Origin of the sequence: Halomonas sp. EF61 (genome assembly GCF_040147045.1) — a bacterium.
Lineage (GTDB): Bacteria > Pseudomonadota > Gammaproteobacteria > Pseudomonadales > Halomonadaceae > Halomonas > Halomonas litopenaei.
This window is the reverse complement of the sequence record NZ_JAMSHM010000004.1, coordinates 53,142-73,811: the sequence shown is the minus strand read 5'-3', so window position 1 is coordinate 73,811 and position 20,670 is coordinate 53,142. Positions and strand designations below refer to the sequence as shown.

General features: G+C 63.2%; 18 protein-coding genes. 13 read left to right on the top strand and 5 right to left on the bottom strand.

Annotation, left to right across the window (positions count from 1 at the left end; genetic code table 11):
• Position 1 precedes the first annotated feature (1 nt).
• The 12 genes from NFI08_RS19880 to NFI08_RS19825 all read left to right on the top strand — a co-directional run bounded on the left by NFI08_RS19880 (position 2) and on the right by NFI08_RS19825 (position 14,154).
• On the top strand, positions 2-1,519 hold the full coding sequence (locus tag NFI08_RS19880) for a sodium/pantothenate symporter (RefSeq protein ID WP_108448955.1): 1,518 nt from the start codon (positions 2-4) through the stop codon (positions 1,517-1,519).
• A gap of 141 nt (positions 1,520-1,660) precedes the next feature.
• Positions 1,661-2,677: a nuclear transport factor 2 family protein gene (locus tag NFI08_RS19875; RefSeq protein WP_108448956.1), complete on the top strand. Its 1,017-nt coding sequence runs from the start codon at positions 1,661-1,663 to the stop codon at positions 2,675-2,677.
• A 13-nt stretch (positions 2,678-2,690) separates the two neighbouring features.
• A complete protein-coding gene (locus NFI08_RS19870) occupies positions 2,691-3,260 on the top strand; it encodes an ester cyclase (protein WP_108448957.1) in 570 nt (189 codons plus the stop codon).
• Entirely contained in the window at positions 3,257-4,318 is a 1,062-nt protein-coding gene (locus NFI08_RS19865) for an ester cyclase (protein WP_349591332.1), read from the top strand. The genes NFI08_RS19870 and NFI08_RS19865 overlap by 4 nt, the downstream gene beginning before the upstream one ends.
• A 442-nt stretch (positions 4,319-4,760) precedes the next feature.
• Positions 4,761-6,050 (top strand): NAD(P)/FAD-dependent oxidoreductase, encoded by a 1,290-nt coding sequence (locus NFI08_RS19860; protein WP_349591331.1) that lies wholly within the window; start codon positions 4,761-4,763, stop codon positions 6,048-6,050.
• 28 nt (positions 6,051-6,078) lie between these two features.
• A complete protein-coding gene (locus NFI08_RS19855; RefSeq protein ID WP_213229703.1) occupies positions 6,079-7,236 on the top strand; it encodes an ABC transporter ATP-binding protein in 1,158 nt (385 codons plus the stop codon).
• Positions 7,237-7,247: 11 nt separating this feature from the next.
• Positions 7,248-8,165, top strand: a complete 918-nt coding sequence (locus tag NFI08_RS19850; RefSeq protein ID WP_052704560.1) for an ABC transporter permease — start codon at positions 7,248-7,250, stop codon at positions 8,163-8,165.
• On the top strand, positions 8,162-8,956 hold the full coding sequence (locus NFI08_RS19845) for an ABC transporter permease (protein WP_108132908.1): 795 nt from the start codon (positions 8,162-8,164) through the stop codon (positions 8,954-8,956). Before NFI08_RS19850 ends, NFI08_RS19845 begins: the two co-directional genes overlap by 4 nt.
• Before the next feature lie 98 nt (positions 8,957-9,054).
• Positions 9,055-10,122, top strand: coding sequence for an ABC transporter substrate-binding protein (locus NFI08_RS19840; protein ID WP_349591330.1), 1,068 nt, complete (start codon positions 9,055-9,057; stop codon positions 10,120-10,122).
• Positions 10,123-10,233: 111 nt separating this feature from the next.
• On the top strand, positions 10,234-11,601 hold the full coding sequence (locus NFI08_RS19835) for a glutamine synthetase family protein (protein ID WP_045995153.1): 1,368 nt from the start codon (positions 10,234-10,236) through the stop codon (positions 11,599-11,601).
• Positions 11,602-11,895: 294 nt separating this feature from the next.
• Positions 11,896-13,218: an NAD(P)/FAD-dependent oxidoreductase gene (locus NFI08_RS19830; RefSeq protein WP_349591329.1), complete on the top strand. Its 1,323-nt coding sequence runs from the start codon at positions 11,896-11,898 to the stop codon at positions 13,216-13,218.
• A 375-nt stretch (positions 13,219-13,593) separates the two neighbouring features.
• The gene (locus NFI08_RS19825) at positions 13,594-14,154 is read left to right on the top strand and encodes a glycine zipper 2TM domain-containing protein (protein WP_045995242.1); all 561 of its coding nucleotides are present in this window, start codon (positions 13,594-13,596) and stop codon (positions 14,152-14,154) included.
• 242 nt (positions 14,155-14,396) lie between these two features.
• On the opposite strand, the gene NFI08_RS19820 is transcribed toward NFI08_RS19825, so the two are convergent.
• A complete protein-coding gene (locus NFI08_RS19820; RefSeq protein WP_197037120.1) occupies positions 14,397-14,870 on the bottom strand; it encodes a phosphate-starvation-inducible protein PsiE in 474 nt (157 codons plus the stop codon).
• Between the two features lie 167 nt (positions 14,871-15,037).
• Between NFI08_RS19820 and nhaB the strand changes: the two genes are divergently transcribed.
• Positions 15,038-16,579 carry a sodium/proton antiporter NhaB gene (gene nhaB, locus NFI08_RS19815; protein WP_349591328.1) on the top strand — a complete coding sequence of 514 codons (1,542 nt, stop codon included), beginning with the start codon at positions 15,038-15,040 and terminating at the stop codon, positions 16,577-16,579.
• A 29-nt stretch (positions 16,580-16,608) separates the two neighbouring features.
• Here the strand turns inward: nhaB and NFI08_RS19810 are convergent, their stop codons facing one another.
• From NFI08_RS19810 to NFI08_RS19795, 4 genes are all read right to left on the bottom strand, one after another.
• Positions 16,609-16,896 (bottom strand): putative quinol monooxygenase, encoded by a 288-nt coding sequence (locus NFI08_RS19810; protein WP_349591327.1) that lies wholly within the window; start codon positions 16,894-16,896, stop codon positions 16,609-16,611.
• 112 nt (positions 16,897-17,008) lie between these two features.
• The gene (locus NFI08_RS19805) at positions 17,009-18,571 is read right to left on the bottom strand and encodes a tripartite tricarboxylate transporter permease (RefSeq protein ID WP_213227270.1); all 1,563 of its coding nucleotides are present in this window, start codon (positions 18,569-18,571) and stop codon (positions 17,009-17,011) included.
• A 12-nt stretch (positions 18,572-18,583) separates the two neighbouring features.
• On the bottom strand, positions 18,584-19,387 hold the full coding sequence (locus tag NFI08_RS19800; RefSeq protein ID WP_349591326.1) for a tripartite tricarboxylate transporter TctB family protein: 804 nt from the start codon (positions 19,385-19,387) through the stop codon (positions 18,584-18,586).
• Between the two features lie 110 nt (positions 19,388-19,497).
• A complete protein-coding gene (locus tag NFI08_RS19795) occupies positions 19,498-20,499 on the bottom strand; it encodes a tripartite tricarboxylate transporter substrate binding protein (RefSeq protein ID WP_124803790.1) in 1,002 nt (333 codons plus the stop codon).
• Positions 20,500-20,670 lie beyond the last annotated feature (171 nt).

The window sequence follows — 20,670 nt, the reverse complement described above, 5'->3', positions numbered from 1 at the left end:
CATGTATTCAGAAAATTCAACGAGTGTTGCGCTGGTGATTGCCTTGTATCTGGCAGTCACCTTTATCTTTGCCTTCGTCAGCGGTCGCAAGACCAGCAAGGGCGAATTCATGGAGGAGTATTTTGTCGGTGGCCGCCAGACCGGCCCCTGGGTTCTGGGCCTGACTTGGATCGCCACCATGGCCAGTGGAGGCACCTTTATCGGAGTGCCTGGCCTCTTGCATACCTATGGCTGGATCGTCTTTCTGTGGATCGCCGGTTTCATGGTAGTCATCACCACAGGGTTCGGCATTCTTGGCAAGCGAATTGGTCAGATTGGGCGCAAGACCGGCGCGCTGACCTTCCCGGATCTGCTGCGTGATAGGTTTGAAAGCCCGATGATCGGCGTGCTGTCTGCAGTCATGATCGTGATTCTGTACCTGGCCTTCATGGTGGCCCAGTACGCTGCAGGCGCCCGAGTGCTGGAAGCGGTGGTCGGCATTCCCTATCAGTGGGGTGTGATCGGTTTTGCGGTATCCGTCGCGCTCTATACCGCCTACGGTGGCTTTCGGGCGGTGGCGTGGACCGACAGCTTCCAGGCCATTGTCATGCTGTTCGGGGTCATGCTGACGGCGTACTTCGCGGTCAAGATGGCGGGGGGACTCGAGGCGATTCAGGCGGGACTGGTCGAACAGTCGCCTGAGCTGGTGTCCGGGCCGGGACCCAAGGACTTCCTGCCGCTGGTGGCCGCCGTGTCGTTCTTCGTGCTGATGCCGCTGTCGCAGTTGGGCCAGCCAGCACTGGTCAGCCGTTTTCTGACCTTCAACGACTCTGCCGTCCTCAAGCGCGCGGCGCTGATGACTGGACTCTACGTCGCCATCATGTACCCGTTGATCATGCTGGTAGGGGTAACAGGGCGGGTGCTGATTCCCGAACTGGAGTCGCCGGACCATGCCCTGACCGCGACCGTCATGATGGCACTTCCGGCCGCGATCGCCGGCTTCATCATCGCAGCGCCAGTGTCGGCCATCATGTCGTCGCTGAGCTCCTTCCTGCTGGTGACCGCCGGTGCCCTGGTGCGCGACATCTATCAGCATAGTTTCGAGCCCAACATGAGCGGCGAGAAGGCCAGGAAGCTGACCCATCTGATGACCTTCAGCGTCACCATCGTGGGGGTGATCCTGGCCTTCAATCCCCCCAAGCTGCTGCAGTTGATCGTGGTCTTCGCCGGGGCCGGCCTCGGCGCCACCTTTGCCTGGCCGACGATCTTCGCCATCTTCTGGCCACGCATGAACCGCATGGGCTGTCTGCTCGGCATGCTGGTGGGATTCCTGTCCTTCGTGCTGCAGTACGTGACCGTGGGAAGTACCAGCCTGTTCGGTATTCATCCCTTCGTCTGGTCGTTCGTGTTGTCGGCGCTGGCCTGCATTCTCGGCAGTCGCCTGGCGCCCAGGCAGAGCACCGAAGTACTGGAGGTCTACTTCGGCGACCGTACGCGTTCACGTAGTGCGAAGAAAAGGCTGCAGGAGGCTTCTGCCTGATCGATAAACAGGAGGATGACAGGCCAGGGGGCCGCCGTCCGCGCCAGTGGAAATCCTCGCTGCGAGGATGAGCCACGGGCATGGCGGCAGCCCTCTTGGCCTTCTTTGCTATTTGATTCCCTTGTCACGCAAGGAGGCAGCATGGTCAACGATCCTTCCCCAAAACAGTCGGTACGGGCCTTCCAGGCAGCGCTGGATGCGGCCGATGCCAGCACGGTCGGCCAGGTGTTGTCCCGGTACTGTTCATCGAATCTGCGCTGGTACGGGGTCCACCCCTTCGGTGAGTTGTCCGGTATCGAGGACGTCGCTGGGCGATTCTGGCAACCCTTCAAGACCGCCTGGCGACATGTCCAGCGCCGCCAGGACGTCTTCTTTGGCGGGCGCCATGGTGCCGATGGTCAAGAATGGGTGGTCAGCATGGGGCATCTGGTCGGGCTACGTGACGCACCCTGGCTCGGCATCCCGGCAACCGGCAAGTTGAGTGCGCTGCGTTACGCCGAGTTCTACCGTGTGGAGGCTGGCCGAATTACCGCCATGTCACTGTTCTTCGATCTGATCGACGTGATGCGACAGGCGGGCTTCGACCCCTTGCCCCATCAACGGGGAGCGGCAGGGCTAGTCCCCGGGCCTCGCTACCACGATGGCCTGCTGTTCGATGACCGCCCGCCACAACAGGGCGCGCAGACCCTGGCGCTGGTCGAGGCCATGGTCGACGATCTTTCGCGTCTCAACGCCAGTGGCTCGGATGACTGCCCGCCACAGCGACTGGCGCGTTTCTGGCATCACGACATGGCCTGGTACGGTCCCGCAGGCATTGGTTCCACGCTGACCATTGAGCGCTATCAAGCCCAGCACCAGATGCCGTTTCGTCGTGGCCTCACGAACAAGGTCTTTAATGGCCATATGGCACGTTTCGCGGAAGGCGACTACGCCGCCTTCTTTGGCTGGCCCAACCTTACCCATCAGCCTGTGGGCGGCTTTCTCGGTTTGCCCGCCTGCGAACGCAGGGTCGACATGCGGGTGGTCGATGTCTACCGGCGTGAGGGTGAGCGATTGGCCGAGAACTGGGTTCTGATCGATCTGCCCCACTGGCTCGACCAGCAGGGCGTCGACGTGCTGGCTCGCTGCCGAGACTGGGCACAGCCGACTACACCGTAGCGAGGAGACAGACATGGCCGGAGCGAGACCCGAGCAGGGCCAGTTGACGCGGGACAACGATCTGTCGAGAACCGCCGAGACCGAGGCTGCGATCGATGCCATGGTCGATGGTCTCAATGATCACGATATCGAGGGTATGGGGCGCTTTTTCGACGAGGAATTTCGCTGGCTTGGCAATGCGGGATGCGGCGTCAAGATGGGCCTCGACCAGTTTCAGCGGCATTGGCAGATGCCGTTTCAGCATGCCTTTTCCGATAAGGTCTGCATCGATGAGGCTCGCGTCGTGCAAGGACAGTGGTGTGCAGCCTTCGGTCGCCAGGAGGCGGTTCATAGCGGGGAGTTCATGGGCATTCCCGCCACCGGTAAACGGGTGGAGATCCGTTACATGGACTTCTGGAAGGTGGTGGACGGCAAGATCGTCGACAACTGGGTGATGGTCGACTTTCCCTACGTGATGCAGCAACTGGGTGTGGACCCGTTCGATGGACATGGCTGGGAACGATACGACAGCCACCGGCGAGCGCTGCGGAACGGTGAGCGTGATGAGGGAGAGCAGCCACTGGCCAAGGAGGGAGATCGATGATGTGTTGCCGAGAGGTGATCGATCGCTGGCGCGCGCTGTGGTACGACAAGGTGCATGGCTTTGACGACGGGGAGCTTGAGTGCGCGCTTGCCGAGCTGATGCACGACGAATGTCACTGCCATCTGGCGTACCCCCTTGGCGAGTGCGTCGGGCCGGAGGAACTGCTGGAGAGCATCTATCGCCCGCTGCTGGCGGCGGTACCGGACCTCGAGCGTCGTGACTATATCGTGGTTTCAGGCGCGGCGTACGAGGGCATCGGCGGCCCGCCGAGCACAGCGCACTGGGTCGGTTGCGCCGGCTTCTATACCGGGGTGTTCGAGACACCCTGGCTGGATATTCCCGCCACCGGCCATATCATGACCCTGCGCTACGCCGAGTTCTTTCGCATCGAGTCCGGTCGCATCGTCGAGATGCGGGCGCTGTGGGATATCCCTGAGGTGATGCTTGGCGCTGACGCCTGGCCCATGGTGCCGAGCCTGGGATGCGAGATGCTGGTGCCGGGGCCTGCGACCCAGGATGGTATTCATCCCGGGCTCGGCATCGAACCCGAAGGCCGGGCACGCCGGGCGGCGGCCAGTCTCGATCTGGTCAACCGCATGCTCGAGGGGCTTGGTCGCTACGCCGAAGGGGGCGTGGCGGCCATGGAACTCGAGCGCTACTGGCATCCGCGGTTGATGTGGTATGGCCCGGCTGGCATCGGTTCAGGTCGGCGCGTCTCCGGCTTTCGCCAGTGGCATCAGCGGCCCTTCCTGGCGGGAATGCCGGATCGTCGCAACGATGGCCATCATGTGGTGTTCAGTGAAGGGGACTATGTAGCGCTGTGCGGTTGGCCAGCGCTGGAGGCGACCATCAGCGGCGATGGCTGGCTGGGTATCGCTCCGGGCGGTCAGCAGGTGCGTCTGCGGAGTCTGGATTTCTGGCGTTGCGAGGATGCCCTGATTCGTGAGAACTGGGTGCTGGTCGACCTGCTGGATGTCTACCGGCAGCTTGGCGTTGATGTTCTGGCGCGGATGCGTCAGATGACGGGCGGGCTCCAGAGTGAGCGACCTTCACTCTAGGCTTGCCAGAAAGATGTCTGCGCTCGACGGTATTCTAGACCGAGCCTGGCAACTGTCCTGAAATCCTTTCCTTGTGGCAGGAGAGGACGCCCTTGAACGGGCGTCCGCCGCTCCTGCCCGACATTTCTTGCCCCAGCGGTCTCGCATATACTCGACAGTCCCTGCCGGAGCCTGTCCGGCCCACCTCTGACCCGACCTGATCTGGTCGGTGCCGGGCGGCGGCTTGGCGCGCCTGTGCGTCGAGCGCAAGAGGGGCACGTTCAGCTTGCCTTGCTGTTAAAGGCGATGCGTATCGAATCGCTGACGTTGAAGTCAGGAATTTAGTGTTATTGGATACTTGACGCCTGGTGGCGAGAAAGTGGCACACTGTCGGTGTCACCTTCATGCGAAGGTGCGAGATTCAATAACAACAAGCGCATTGCGCAACCAATACGGACTCTCTATGACAGATTCCTCCACGTCCGAGGCCGCCTCCTGGTACCGCGATTCCGTCCGGGTCGAGCTGTTGCCGACACCCAGGCTCGAGGGCGATGTTCGCGCTGACGTCTGCGTGATCGGGGCCGGGGTGACGGGCTGTTCGACGGCGCTGCATCTGGCCGAGCAAGGCTACAAGGTGGTGGTGCTGGAAGCCCATGACGTCGGCCATGGCGCCTCCGGTCGCAGCGGCGGCCAGATCCTGCCCGGGCTCGGTACCGACATGGACACCGTGGAACAGGCGCTTGGCCTGTCGGCGGCCCGCGATATCTGGGAAATGAGCCGCGAAGCGGTGCGCCTGACCGCACAGCTGGTCGAGCGTCACGCCATTCCCTGCGACCTTGCCTGGGGCTACCTGCATGCGGCGGTCAAGCCGCGCCATGTGCGCGAGTTGCGCGCCTTCCAGGAGACCATGGCGCACAAGTACGACTACCAGGCGCTGGAATGGCGCGAAGGGCAGTCGCTGCGCGAACATGTGGTCACCGACGCCTACCCGGCGGCCCTGTGGGAGGCCGAGGGCGGGCATCTGCATCCGCTCAACTATACCCTCGGCCTGGCCAGGGCCGCCCAGCAGGCGGGGGCGATCTTCCACTCGCACAGCCCGGTCACCGCGGTGACCAAAGGCGAGCCTGCCCGGGTGAAGACCGCCGGCGGAGAGGTCACCGCCGATAGTGTGGTGGTGGCGACCAACGCCTACGGCATCGACCTGTTGCCGGAGATGCGCGGGCGCATCATGCGCTGTGCCAACTACATGATCGCCACCGAGCCGATGAGCGAGCAGCAGGCGGCCCAGGTGCTGCCGAAGAATGACGCCCTGGCCGATGCCAATTTTGTGCTCGACTACTATCGGCTGTCGGCGGATCGACGCCTGATCTATGGCGGTGAAGTCAGCTACGACGGGCGCCCGCCCAAGGGGCTCGAGGCGCGCATCGACGGCAAGATCCGGCGCCTGTTCAAGGTGCTCGATGATGTCGAGATCGCCTACCGTTGGGGCGGTGACGTGGCCATCACGCTCAATCGCGCCCCGGACTTCGGCAGACTGGCCGCCAACCTCTACTATGCGCAAGGCTACTCCGGTCATGGCATGGCCATGGCGGGACTGGCCGGCAAGTTGCTGGCCGAGACCATCGCCGGGCAGAGCGAGCGCTTCGACGTCTTTGCCGCCATGCCCCATCGTCGCTTCCCCGGCGGTCGCCTGTTGAGAACACCGCTGTTGCTGCTGGCCACCCACTTCTACAAGCTTCGCGATCGGCTGTGAGCTGCCGACAACGACGAGGAATGCCCCTATGACCGAGACCTCCACCGCCGAGCGCCACTCACAGCGCCGGGATGAGCCCCATGATGGCGCACGCCCGGGCGTCGATGCCGCCGGCTCCGAGCGGACCGCCTCCGCGATCCATATGCAGGGCCTGCACAAGCGCTTCGGCGCCAGTACGGTGGCACTCGATGGCGTCGACCTGACCATCGAGGCCGGCGAGTTCTTTACCCTGCTGGGCCCATCGGGCTGTGGCAAGACCACGCTGCTGCGCATCCTGGCGGGTCTGGAAGACGCCGACCAGGGACGCCTGACCATCGGTGAGCGCGACGTCACCGAGGTGGCGCCGCACCATCGCAGCGTCAATACCGTGTTTCAGTCCTACGCGCTGTTTCCCCACCTGTCGGTGCGCGACAACCTGGCCTTTGGCCTCAAGATGCGCGGTGTCGATCGTGCCGAACGCGAGGCACGGGTCGAGCGCATCGCCGAGTTCATCCAGTTGGGCGATCTGATCGATCGGCGCATCGATCAGCTCTCCGGCGGACAGCGTCAGCGCATCGCGCTGGCCCGGGCGCTGGTCTGCGAGCCCGACGTGCTGCTGCTGGACGAGCCGCTGTCGGCGCTCGACGCCGGCCTTCGCAGTCAGCTGCAGGTTGAATTGCTAAGGGTGCAGAAGCGCCTGGGGATGACCTTCGTCTTCGTGACCCATGATCAGGACGAGGCCATGGTGATGTCCGACCGCATCGCCGTGCTCAATGGCGGGACCATCCAGCAGGTGGGGCCACCTCGGGAGGTCTACGAGCGTCCGGTCAATGCCTTTGTCGCCCGTTTCATGGGCCATGCCAACCTCTATCCGATCAGCGCCCGACAGGGCCAGCGCGTGACCACCGAGCTTGGCGAGCTGGAGCTCGAGCCCGATCTCGACACGCCACAGCAGGGAGGCGGTGAGCTGTTGCTGATTCGCCCCGAGACGCTGGACGTGCGTCTGGGACGTCATCAGGGGGTGAACCACCTGGTTGGGCGGATCACCGAACGGCTCTATCGTGGTAGCCACGCCGAGTTCCGTCTCGCGGTCGGTGACACCACCCTGCAGGCCACCATCAACAATCGCGGGCGCCGACTGCCCGAGGTCGGCGACGAGGTGACCCTGGTGGTCGCCCCGGAAGACCTCGTCACCGTGGCCAACTGAGGGGGCATGTCATGACCGATACCGCTGTCCTCGGACGCAGCCAGGGCATGGTCAGAGAAGCGCGCCATCTTCTCTTTACCGTGACACCCGGCGCGGCCTGGATCATCGTCTTTCTGGTGCTGCCCAGCGCCTACCTGATGGGCGTGGCCTTCATGACCAACGGGCCCTACGGCCTGCCGCAGATGCCGCTGTCGCTGGATTCGTTCAAGCAGCTTGCCGGCTTTGGCTTTCTGGGCTGGAGCCCGGGCAACCTCTACACCCTGTTGAGGTCGCTGTGGCAGACCCTGGTGGCGACCGGCCTGGTCGTTATCGTGGCCTATCCGATCGCCTACTACATCACCACCTGCCGGGCGAAATGGCGGCCGATCATGCTGCTGCTGGTGGTGGTGCCGTCCTGGACCAATCAGGTCATCCGTACCTTCGGCTGGATGAATCTGCTGGCGCCGGGTACGCCGCTTTCCAGCGTCGCCGAGTCGCTGGGGCTGATCGCCCCCAACATGGGGCTCTACCCGTCCAACTTCGCGGTGACCCTGGGGCTGGTCTACAACTTCCTGCCGTTCATGGTGCTGCCGCTGTACGCCGCCTTCGAGAAGCTCGACACCGCCCAGGTGGAGGCCGCCCAGGACCTCTACGCCACCCCGGTGAAGGCGTTCTGGCACGCGGTCTTTCCCCAGACCTTGCCGGGGCTGCTCGCCGGGATCGTGCTGGTGGCGATTCCGGCCTTCGGCATGTACGTGATTCCGGAACTGCTGGGCGGCGGCAAGGCGTTGATGCTCGGCAATCTGGTGGCCAACCAGTTCTCCGGTGGGTCGAACTGGCCGCTGGGCGCCGCCGGCGCCATCCTGATGCTGCTGGCGACCTTCGCCGGACTCTATGCCATGCGCCGGATCGGCAAGCGACTCGGCGGCGGTGAGGAGGTGGTGATATGAGAAAGCGCACACTCAAGCGAGGTCTGAGCGCCTTCTGGTGGCTGACCCTGGTGTTTCTTTACCTGCCGCTGGCGGTGGTGGTGCTGTTCTCCTTCAACGCCGCCAACAGCGCGGCCAGCATGACCGGGCTGTCGCTGCGCTGGTACCACCAGCTGTTCGCCAATGACCAGATCATGAGCGCCTTCGGCAACACCCTGGTGCTGGCACTGACGTCCTCGCTGATCGCCCTGGTGATCGGTTGTCTGATCGGTTATGGCATGTATCGCCACCGTCACCGCAAGCTGGGCTGGCTGATCGTGCTGATCTATCTGCCGATCGTGCTGCCGGATATCGTCTTCGGTATCTCGGAGATGGCCTTCTTCGTCAAGGTGAATGAGCTGACCGGGCTCCTGGGGCCGGGGCTGGGCACCATGATCATCGCCCACGTCACCTTCCAGATTCCGTTCGTCGCGCTGATCGTCTACTCGCGCTTCGTCGGTCTGGATCCGTCCCTGTTCGAGGCAGCCAAGGACCTGTATGCCTCGCCCTTTAAGCGAGTGGTGCACTTCATGCTGCCGACCATCAAGCCGGCGTTGATATCGGCCTTCTTTCTCTCCTTTACCCTGTCGGTGGATGACTTCGTCATCAGCTTCTTCACCTCGGGCCCGGAGAGCGCGACCCTGCCGATCTATATCTGGGGCGCGATCAAGAAGGGGGTGTCACCGGAGATCAACGCCATCGCCACACTGATGATCGCGGCGGTGGCGCTGGCCGCCCTGGCAAGCCTCGTCGTCAATCGGCGCAAGGCCTGACGCCTGTGCCATCGGCGGACACAGAGGCGATCTCGGAACAGATCGATCAACACCTGACGTATCCAGACAAGACCAAGCAATACAAGGAGAAAGCAACGATGCTCAACAAGACTCGCAGCGCCCTGGGCCTCGCCGTGGCCGCCGCCATGCTCGCAGGCGTCGCCCAGGCTGAAGAGGGCAAGCTGTACCTGTTCAACTGGACCGAGTACATGGACCCCGAGATCATCGAGGCCTTCGAGGAAAAGTATGACGTCGAGGTGGTGACCAACTACTTCAACTCGAACCCGGAGATGATCGCCAAGCTCAATGCCGGTGGCACCTCCCAGTACGACATCGTGGTGCCGTCGAACTACTACATTCCGCGGATGATCGAGACCGGCCTGATCCAGAAGCTCGACCGCTCGCAGATTCCGAACTTCGACAACCTGATGGCGCAGTTCAAGGATCCGAGCTTCGATCCCGGTGCCGAGTACTCCGCTGCCTACCAGTGGGGGACCACGGGCCTTGTCTACAACACCGAGACCTTCCCCGATGCGCCCAAGAGCTGGTCGTTGCTGTTCGACCCCGAGGTCAACGGCGACTATCCGTTCTCGATGATCCAGGACGGCCAGGTCGCCACTGGCAGCGCCTGCGCCTACCTGGGCGCGAGCTTCGACTGCAGCGGCCTGGATGACCTTAAGAATGCCGCCAGACTGCTGATCGAGACCAAGAATCGCGACAACTTCTCGGGCTTCACCGACGGCACACCGACCCTGCAGCAGCTGGCCCGGGGCGTCACCCACGTGGGCATGTCCTTCAACGGCGACTACCTGTACTTCAAGGATGAGGACCCGGAGACCTTCGAACATCTGGACTTCGTGATTCCCGACGAAGGCGCCGAGATGTGGGTCGACTCCATGGTCATCCCCTCCGAGGCACCCAACCCGGAGCTCGCGCACAAGTTCATCGACTTCATCCTGGACGCCGAGATCGGTGCCCAGCTGTCGAACTACAACTACTACGCCAGCCCCAACGAGGCGGCGCGCCCGCATCTCGACGAGGTGCTGACCCAGCCGCCGACCCAGCCCAGCGACGAGGACATGGCGCGGCTTGTCTTCACCCCCAGCCTGTCCGGTCAGCAACTGCAGACCTTTCAGCAACTGTGGTCAGAGGTAAAGGCTCGGTGAAGGGATTGGCCCAGGGGCGTTGATGCGCCCCGGGCCGCCCTGCAAGGAAAGAGCCCCGGCGACGTCGGGGCTCGGCCACCGAGTGAGACACTCACGTAACGGAACACTCTCATGAGTAACCGCCAGGAAAGCCCAGCGCTCAGCGACTGGTTCAAGCAGTACGGCATCACCGAGGTCGAGTGCCTGGTCACCGACCTTACCGGCATCCTCAAGGGCAAGATCATGCCCGCGGGCAAGTACCTCAACGGCGGACGACCGCGCCTGCCGGACTCCATCTTTATCCAGACCGTCACCGGGGGGTATCCCGACGATGACGACATCCGCTTCTGGAATCCTGCCGAGCGGGACATGGAGCTGGTGCCTGACCCCAACGCCGTCTTCCTGGTGCCCTGGGCCGACGATCCTACCGCCCAGATCATCCACGACTGCCACTATCTGAGCGGCGAGCCGGTGGAGCTGGCGCCGCGCTATGTGCTCAAGCGGGTGCTGGAGCTGTACCAGGCACGTGGCTGGGTCCCGGTGGTGGCACCGGAGGTGGAGTTCTTCCTGGTCAAGACCAACACCGACTCCGACTACCCGCTGGAACCGCCGGTGGGGCGCACCGGTCGCCAGGAAAGCAGCCGCCAGAGTTTCTCCATCGATGCGGTCAACGAGTTCGATCCGCTGTTCGAGGAGATGTACGACTACTGCGAAGCGATGAACCTGGATCTGGATACCCTGATCCACGAAGAGGGCGCCGGGCAGATGGAGGTCAACTTCCAGCACGGTGATCCGCTGGCTCTGGCCGACCAGGTGGTGCTGTTCAAGCGGGTGCTGCGCGAGACCGCATTGCGCCACGGCATGTACGGCACCTTCATGGCCAAGCCCATGGCCAATGAGCCGGGCAGCTCGATGCACATTCACCAGAGCCTGATCGACCCGGCCAGCGGACGAAATCTGTTTGCCGGCGAGGACGGCCAGCCCAGCCGTCTGTTCCACCACTTCATTGGCGGCCTGCAGCGCTACCTGCCCTCGGCGATGCCGCTGCTGGCCCCCAACGTCAACTCCTACCGGCGGCTGCTGCGTACCGAGACCTCGGGCTCGGCGCCGATCAACGTCGAGTGGGGCATGGACAACCGTACCGTGGGCCTGCGCGTGCCGGTCTCCGGGCCCGAGGCCACCCGAGTCGAGAACCGACTGGCCGGTGCCGACGCCAATCCCTACCTGGTCATGGCGGCGTCACTCGCCTGTGGTTACCTCGGCATGCTCGGCCAGGTGGAGCCCCGCCCGCCCATGGTCGGCTCGGCCTGGTCCGGCGGCAACAAGCTGCCCGACGATATCGGACCGGCGCTGGACCTGCTGCACGAGTGTGACGCCCTGGCAGGTATCCTCGGCGAGCGCTTTACCAACAGCTACCTGGCGGTAAAGCGGGCCGAGCACCGTGAGTACTTTCAGGTGATTTCGTCCTGGGAGCGTGAGCACCTGCTGCTGCGGGTGTGAGTCGCGGCCTTGGAGGACGCCCCGGGGTGGCGCAAGCCTGAGAAGGTGGCGCGAAGCTCAGAGAGTGGCGTAGGCCTGAGAAGGTGACGCGATCCCGAGAAGGTGGCGCAAGCCCGAGACGGTGGCATGAGGCACCATCAGCGAGCCAGGCCAGGTACCTGGCTTGCTGCGTTGTGGGGCTATGGCGTCGGTGCGTGGTGGTGATTATTCCATGTCTTTATCTTGAAGATGTCTCCTTTCGCCGCGTAGAATGCGATCTGGTGTTGAATAAAATAACCACTTTGGGAGTCCGTCATGTCCAGCCGTTCCACCGCTACCGATCCCCGTGGAGGGGCCGCCGAGGTCCAGCATGCCGCGTCCTGGTATGCCGCCTCGGCCAATGCCTCACCCCAGCGCCCGGCCCTCGAGGGAGAGGTAAGCTGTGATGTCTGCGTGGTCGGGGCTGGCTTCACCGGCATCTCCGCCGCGCTCCATCTGGCGGAGCAGGGGCTCAAGGTGGTGGTACTGGAGGCAGCCAGGGTCGGTTACGGCGCCTCGGGCCGCAACGGCGGTCAGATCGTCAACAGCTACAGCCGCGACATGGACGTGATCGAGGACAAGTACGGCTCCGACACCGCGCGTGCCCTCGGCGACATGGCCTTCGAGGGCAATCGCATCATCCGTGAGCGCATCGCCCGCTACGACATCCAGTGCGACCTGCGCGAAGGCAACCTGTTCGCCGCCTGCAACGAGCGCCAGCTCAAGGGGCTGCGCGAGCATCAGGCGCTGTGGCAGCGCTACGGCCACGACGGGCTGGAGCTGTTGGAAGGCGACGCCTGTCGCCGCGAGGTGGGCAGCGATCGCTATACCGGCGCCCTGGTGGACCACTCCGGTGGACACCTGCATCCGCTCAACCTGGTGCTGGGCCAGGCGGCGGCGCTGGAATCCCTGGGCGGTGTGATCTTTGAGCAGAGCCCGGTGGAGTCGCTGGTACACGGCCAGCCGGTGGTACTGAAGAGCCGCAACGGCAGCGTTCGCGCCGAGCGTGTGGTGATGGCGGGTAACGCCTACATGAGCGGCGTGATGCCGGAGCTCGAGGCCAAGTCGATGCCCTGCGGCACCCAGATCATCACCACCGAGCCGCTCGGCGAGGACCTGGCCCGGGAGCTTCTGCCCAACAACATGGCGGTGGAAGACTGCAACTATCTGCTCGACTATTTCCGCCTGACCCGCGACAACCGCCTGATCTACGGCGGGGGAGTCAACTACGGCGGCGAGGACCCCCAGGACATCGAGGCGGTCATTCGTCCCAAGATGGAAAAGACCTTCCCGATGCTCAAGACGGTCAAGGTGGACTACGCCTGGAGCGGGACCTTCCTGATGACCCTCAACCGACTGCCCCAGTTCGGGGTGATCAATGACAACGTCTACTACGCCCAGGGCTACTCCGGTCATGGCGTGACCTGCACCCACCTGGCCGGTCGCCTGATCAGCGAGGTGATGACCGGCCGTGACGAGCGCTTCGATGCCTTCGCCGGCCTGCCGCATCTGCCGTTCCCTGGCGGCCGCATGCTCAGGGTGCCGCTGTCCGCCATCGGCGCCTGGTATTACCAGACCCGGGACAAGCTGGGCATCTAGCCGCAGGCCGTTGCAACTGATAGTGCGGGCAAGACAATGGGAGCGGGATCGCCCGGTGACCCGCGCTCCCGGCTTGTGAGCCCCATTGTCGCGTCTCGCGCAACGCCGCGCTGCCCCCGGCAGCGAGGCGTTGTGATGTGTGGGCAGGGGGGGGGGCAATGGCATGAGAGGCGAGGGCAGCAGCGCCCGTCGTCGCCGATCGGGGGCACCTTTGTCGGTGGGTTGCGACAGCCTCACAAACAACTTGCAAGTGGCTCCATGATGCTTCGAACGCTGTTCGATAACGGCTAGGATAGGGTTATCACATCGCCAAGACATCTGCCGCGGCGCCTCTCGCGCGCTAAGCGAGCACCCCGGCGGAGCAAGGAGAACAGCATGAGCAAGTCGATCATCGTCGGTTCCACCCTCGCGGTCTTTGGCCTTGGTGGCCTGGCATTTGGCGCCTGGCAGGTGCAGCAGGCGCCCCAGGGGCCGCAGTTCGCCGATATTACCGCCGTCACGCCGGTTACCGAGACCGTCTCCACGCCGCGAGAGGTCTGCGAGAACGTTCAGGTGACACGCCAGGCGCCGACCCGGGACCCGCACAGCATTCTGGGCAGCGCTGCCGGTGCGGTGGTCGGTGGCCTGGTGGGCAACCAGATCGGTGGAGGCAGCGGCCGCAAGATCGCCACCGTGGCCGGTGCCATCGGCGGTGGCTTCGCCGGACGCGAAGTGCAGCGTCGGGTCGAGGCCGGCCAGACCTATACCACCACCGAACAGCGGTGCCACACCGTCAACGACACCCGTGAAAAGACCCTGGGCTACGACGTGGCCTGGGAGTATGACGGCGTGCGTCAGGTGGCGCGTCTGGAGCAGGCCCCCGACGGCGAGCGTGTGCTGATCGAGCAGGGTCAGCCCCAGTGGGACGTGGTCCGGGGTGCCCCCGACAAGTCCTGATAGAGCGCTGATAGAGCCCTGATAGAGCCCTGATAGAGCCCTGATAGAGCCCTGATAGAGCCCTGATAGAGCCCTGATAGAGCCCTGATAGAGTCCTGACGGGAACCTGGTTCCGGTCTTCAGCCTTCGGGTAAACACCCAGCCCCCGTCAACCGGTATCTTTCGATGCTGGCTGGCGGGGGCTGTTGTCGTCGCTGTGGTTGTGAACCTGAACGTGGGCAGGGGCGCTGGTCCCGGGCGTCCTACAGATCGCTGTTGGTCTTGTTGACCACCTTGCCGAGGGCGTCGATGGGCTTGCTGGAGGGGTACTTGTAGGAGGCGAAGCGCACCGCCAGCACGGACAGGGCCAGCAGGAAGATGCCGCCGCACAGGTACAAGAGACCGGCGTCGGGCTTGGGGTGGTGGGAAATGTCACCGATCAGGTAGCGGGTCAGGGCGGTGATGGCGACATACAACAGGAAGCGAATCGGCAGGTGATTGGTCTTGAAGTAGATGCCCACCATGGCGCCCAGCTCAAGATAGATGAACAGCAGCAGGATGTCGTCGACGCTGGCGTGGCCACTGGTCAGCATGTCGAGGAAGGCGACCACCGAGGCCCAGGCGATCATCCCGCCGATGACAAAGAGTCCCAGGTAGTGAAAGCCTTCCACGAGAAGGTTGCCGATGGTATCGGCGTGATGGTGCATCTTGTCACGGCTGGTGCGAGCCCATTTCACAGGCGATTCCTCATCGGTGTTGTGGCGTTTTTCACGCTAGCCCGGCGTGGTAGGCGTGACAAGCCGATACTCCGTTGGTTCAGGGCGGTTTGTTGACGCAGTCACGCGGATTGCGCCGCTTTTCGCCGGCATACTGAAACGCCGCCGTATCGACAAGGAGCCCGTCGATGGTGACGACGCTGCCCCAGGCCTTCTTTCGCAACTTTATCGGTCCCTCGCCGGACTGGTACAAGACCGCCATCCTGGTCTGCCTTGTGATCAATCCGCTGGTCTATGCCTGGTCTGGGGGATTCGTCGCGGGATGGCTGTTGCTGGTCGAGTTTATCTTCACCCTGACCATGGCGCTGAAGTGCTATCCGTTGCAGCCTGGTGGGCTGCTGGCACTGGAAGCCGTGGCCATCGGCATGACCGGCCCCGACAGTGTGATGCACGAGGTGGCGCTCAACCTGGACGTCCTGCTGTTGCTGGTGTTCATGGTGGCGGGCATCACCTTCATGAAGCAGCTGTTACTCAAGGCGTTCACACGCCTGCTGATCGGCGTCACGTCCAAGCGTCTGCTGTCGCTGTGTTTCTGTGTGACGACGGCAGCGCTCTCCGCCTTTCTGGACGCCTTGACGGTGATCGCGGTGGTGATCAGCGTGACGATGGGTTTCTACGCCATCTATCATCGGGTGGCGTCGATGAAGGGGCAGCACGACGATCATGACCACAGCGATGATAGCGGTCTCCCCGAGGTCAGCCACCAGGACCTGATCGACTACCGTCGCTTTCTGCGCTCGCTGCTGCTCCACGCCGCCATGGGGACCGCGCTTGGCGGTGTCACGACCATGGTCGGTGAGCCCCAGAACCTGATCATCGCCGAGCAGGCTGGCTGGGGCTTTGGCGAATTTGTGCTGCGTATGGCGCCTGTCACTCTGCCGGTGCTGGTCGCAGGCCTTGCCACCTGCCTGCTGGTGGAAAGCCTGCGCTGTTTTGGCTACGGCCAGCGTCTGCCGGTCAAGGTACGCGCCATCCTGGTCGAGCACGACCGGAAGGAGCGGGCAGGCCAGTCGCTGATCGAGGTGGCCAGGTTATGGGTGCAGGCGGCGGTGCTGGTCTGGCTGGTGGTGGCACTGGCTCGCCACGAGGCGTCGGTGGGGCTGATCGGGCTTGCCGTCATCGTCCTGGCCAGCGCCTTTCTCGGCGTCACCGAGGAGCACGCCCTTGGCAAGGCCTTCGAGGAAGCCTTGCCCTTCACCGCCCTGCTGGTGGTGTTCTTCGCGGTGGTGGCGGTGATCATCGAGCAGGATCTGTTTGCACCGGTGATCGAGCTGGTGCTGTCACGCCAAGGCAGTGAGCAGCTGGGCCTGGTGTACGTGACCAATGGTCTGCTGTCGATGGTCTCGGACAACGTCTTCGTCGGCACCGTCTACATCAGCGAAATCCACTCTGCCTTAAGCGCTGCGCGCATCGGCGCCGAGCAGTTCGACCTGCTGGCCGTGGCGGTGGCCTGCGGAACCAACCTGCCGTCGGTGGCGATGCCCAATGGTCAGGCTGCCTTCCTGTTTCTGCTGACCTCGGCGGTGGCACCGCTGATTCGCCTTTCCTACGGCCGCATGGTGTGGATGGCCGCACCCTATACCCTCGCACTCAGCCTGGTGGGGTTTGTGTGCGTACGCTACGTGCTGGTGCCTGCCAATCAGGCGATGCAGGCCATGGGGTGGCTGTAGGGTTGGTGTGCTCGCAGATCCAGGTTGCGTCAAGCCTGGCGCAGGTCTCCTTGAAGAACCTTCTTCTCCGCCACCAGCGGTGCGCTCTTCTGATCGAAGGCATGAAAGTGGTCGGTCTCCAGATGCCATCTGAAGGCGTCTTCGTCGCGGTAGAGCTCGTAGAGGACGAAGGTGTTCTCGTTCCGTAGTCGAATCACATCGAAGCGCTGGCAGTGACGTTCCTTTTCCAGGCTATCCGAGGCTTGGCGCAGCAGTAGTGCCTCGAGGCGATCGGCACACCCTTGCTGCGGGGTAAAACTGACGATGACGGCGTGCACGGTGAATGTCTCCTGTCTGGGGTGGATGAGAGCGGTGACTGATGAGAGTGGGGTGGATGAGCGTTGGTGTCGGCAGCTCGGTGCCGACACCCGTCCCCTTGTCGATGTGACGCTACTGAGGGTCGTCGGCGCCATGCGCTGGCTTGCCAGCTAGCGCACGCCCTCTGAATTTCTTCCAAAGGCGGCTGCGATAGCGCTTCCAGGCCGGGATCTGAGACGCGATGGTCAGCACGATCACGGCGATCAGCAGTAGCGACACCGGTCGTTCGAAGAATCCCATCAGGCTGCCCTCGGACACCATCAGGGCGCGGCGCAGGTTTTCATCCGCCATCGGGCCCAGAATGACGCCGATGACCAGAGGCGAAATGGGATAGTCCATCTCTCCCAGGACGTAGGCGGCGATGCCGATCGGCACCATCAGGTAGAGATTCAGCAGGCTGAGGCCCAGCGCGTAGGACCCGATGACCGACAGCACCGCGACAATCGGCAGAAAGATTGACGAGGGTACCCGCAGCACCTTGATGACGTGCTTGGCCAGAAACATGCCGTTGATCCACATGGCCAGGGAGGCGAGGGCGATAATGGCGGTGAGCTCGACCAGGAAGTTGGGCTGGGTGATGGCGATCATCGGACCCGGGTTCAGGCCGTGCAGCATCAACGCGCCAAGCAGCATCACCGCCGGCGGGCTACCTGGAATGCCGAGGGTCGTCAGAGGAATGAGCGCACCACCAATACAGGCATTGTTGGCCGTTTCCGACGAGACCAGGCCGGCAGGTTCGCCCTTGCCGAAGCGTTCAGGGTGGGCAGAGGAGTTCTGGGCGGTGCCGTAGGACACCCAGCCGGCGATATCCTCGCCGACGCCGGGGACGGCACCGATACCCACGCCGATGAACGCCGAGCGGATGACGTGGCGCAGATTGCGGAAGACCGCACGGAATTCGGGCAGCACGCGCTTGACGGGCTGGGGACTGCCGAGGGCTACCCTGTCGCGCAGGGTGCGAATGATCTGCGGGATCGCAAAGGCGCCGATCAACACCGGAACGACCTCGATGCCACCGTCCAGCTCCGGCAGGCCGAAGGTGAACCTGGGGAAGAACTGAAGCTGGTCACGACCGATCGTCGATAGCGCAAGGCCCAGCAGTCCGGCGATCCATCCCTTGTAGACCAGGTCCTTGCTCGTCAGGGTGCCGCTGATGATGATGCCGAAGAGCGCCAGAAGAAAGAATTCATAGGAGGTGAACTGCAGCGCAGCCTCGGAGATCAGCGGTGCCAGGGCGATCAGCGCGACCATGCCGATCAGGGTGCCGATAAAGGACGCGGTGGTGGTCATGCCGAGCGCCTTGCCGCCTTCCCCCCGTTGGGCCATGGGGTAGCCGTCCATGGCGGTGGCGGCGCCCGCCGCGGTGCCGGGGATATTGATGAGAATGGCCGGGTAGGACCCACCGTAGACCGCCCCCACGTACATGGCGATCAGCGAGATCAGTGCCGTCTGAAGGTCCATCGAATAGGTCAGCGTGGTCAGCAGGGCGACCCCGAGCGTCGCGGTCAGGCCGGGAAGCGCCCCGAAGATGATACCCAGGAAGCTCGACCCCAGCAGTAGCGCCACCATCGCGGGGTTGGTAAGGATCTGCCAGATGGCATGCGCGAATACCGAAAGCTGCGCGATAAAGTCCATGCGAGTGTCTCCTTAACCTTGGGCCGTCAGGCGGCTGACGAGGGCTTGCATGGTGTCTATCACCAGACCTTCCACCGGGAGTGGTACCAGCAGGAAGAAACGGAAGATCGGTACCAGCACCAGGGGAACGGCAATGCTGACCAGCACGACGGTGCGCAGTTTCCTGCATTCGCTAGGCGAATGGCGCAGCAACCACCAGGCGATGGTGGCGACTGTCAGAAGCGTGGCGATAGCTACCAGATCCAGGGCGTACTGCTGAGATGTTGGCCGATGGCTCAGTAGTGTGATGAGCACGCAAGCGATGACGGCGCCGACCAGTGTCAGGGGAATGAGAGCCACCTTTTCGATATAGAAAGGTGTGATGAAGAGAAAGAGGAAGAGGGCGCTGGCCAGTGCAAAATCGACGCTGGGAACGAACGAGTAAACGTACAGACCGATAAAGGCCATGATCACGGCCACACGACAGGAAGCAGATGCTGGAAAGGACGCCTTCGATCGGCCCTTCGAGGCGCTCTCTCTGCGTCTGGCGCCGCCATCGAGGATGGCGCGTCGCAGCAACAGCAGCGACACCAACCCCAGGGTGACGGCGATCGACAGGGGGAACAGCGCGGGGGAAACGTACCAGGCGTTGGTGACACCGCCGTAGCTGTCGGTCATGGGGAAGGTGAGGGATTTTGCGAGCATGGCGAATGCCAGCAGCAGCAGTGCCAGGCTCGTGAAGAAATCGCGGCGTCGCCGCTGGATGAGTTCGTCGTTCTCCGAGAAAGCGGCGCCTGCCTGATTCTCGGGTTCAGGGAGCTGTTTGCTGTCAATCATGATGTGTCCAGTGAACCTGATGTTCTACGAGGTATTGACGTGGCCCGGAAAATGCCCGGAGGCAACGATTGCCTCCGGGCCTTCGGTTATCGGGAACGAAGAAGTCGCGATCAGGGCCTTGGAATATTCAATTCCTCCGGATTGATGGAAGCAGACTCGAGGTCATACAGCGTCCATGAGAAGAGGGATTCGAGTCGAGAGAATTCCTCCGAGGCTTCTTCTCCCGTCTTGCCGGACAACTGGAAGTAGTTGTCCTCTGCCCACTGTTTCACCGCGTCGGTTTCCAGTGCCTGCTCGAACGCCTGTTCAAGGGTCTCCTTGACCTCCTCCGGGGCATCGTCGCGGACGGCAAAACCGATCGTCTGTCGAATAGGCAGATATTCCTTCAACTGCGGATAGCTGTCGAAGGCAGAGGGGATTTCACCGGTTCCCTCGATGTCGACCGGGCTATCGGTCAGCACCGCCAGGGGCCGAAGTCGATTGGCCGCAATCAGTTGCTGCTGCTCGGCAAGCGAGGTGATGACCACGCTGACTTCACCCGTGATGGCGGCGTTCTGGCCCGGCGCGGAACCCGGGTAGGGAATGAAGTTGAGATCTGCCCCTGTGCCTTTCTCGAAGGCGAGCAGATTGAGGTGATGAACGGAGCCCGAGCCCCCCGCGGCTGCCTTGATGGTGACGTCGCCGCTGGAGGCCGCCTCCACCAGTTCTTCCAGGGTGGTATAGGACGAATTGCTGCCCACGGAGATCAGATCCGGTGATCCCCCGATGATGAAGGGGTACCAGCTGTCGAAGGTATTTTCCCAGCCGCCCTGGACCGCCGCGGCGACATTGGATTCGGACAGACCTGCCAACGTATAGCCGTCGGCGGGCTGGTTGCTGACATGGCTCATGCCGATGGAGCCAGCGACACCGCCCGGTTTGTTGACCACGTTGATGCGCCTGGGAAGGAAGGCATTCATTTCAGCACTGACGACCCGGTTTGCGACATCGGTGCCGCCGCCGGCCGACCACACGACCACATTGGTGATGTCGCGTTCGGGGTAGTCCGCGGCGGCTGCGTGAAAGGAGAGCCCCATGAGCAGGGCGATGGCTGGCGTGACATGACGTTTCATTTGGCTTCCTCGTCGCTTGTTGTTGTGCCGGTCGCCCGGGTGGCTGACGCGGTCTGGTCTTGACCGGCTTTGTGCATGTGTTAATGTATACGTTAACGAGTTGGTCGTCAAACGCTGGTGAAAGGGCCACGGATACGGTCCCCCGGAACATCGAAATCCCGGAACAACAAG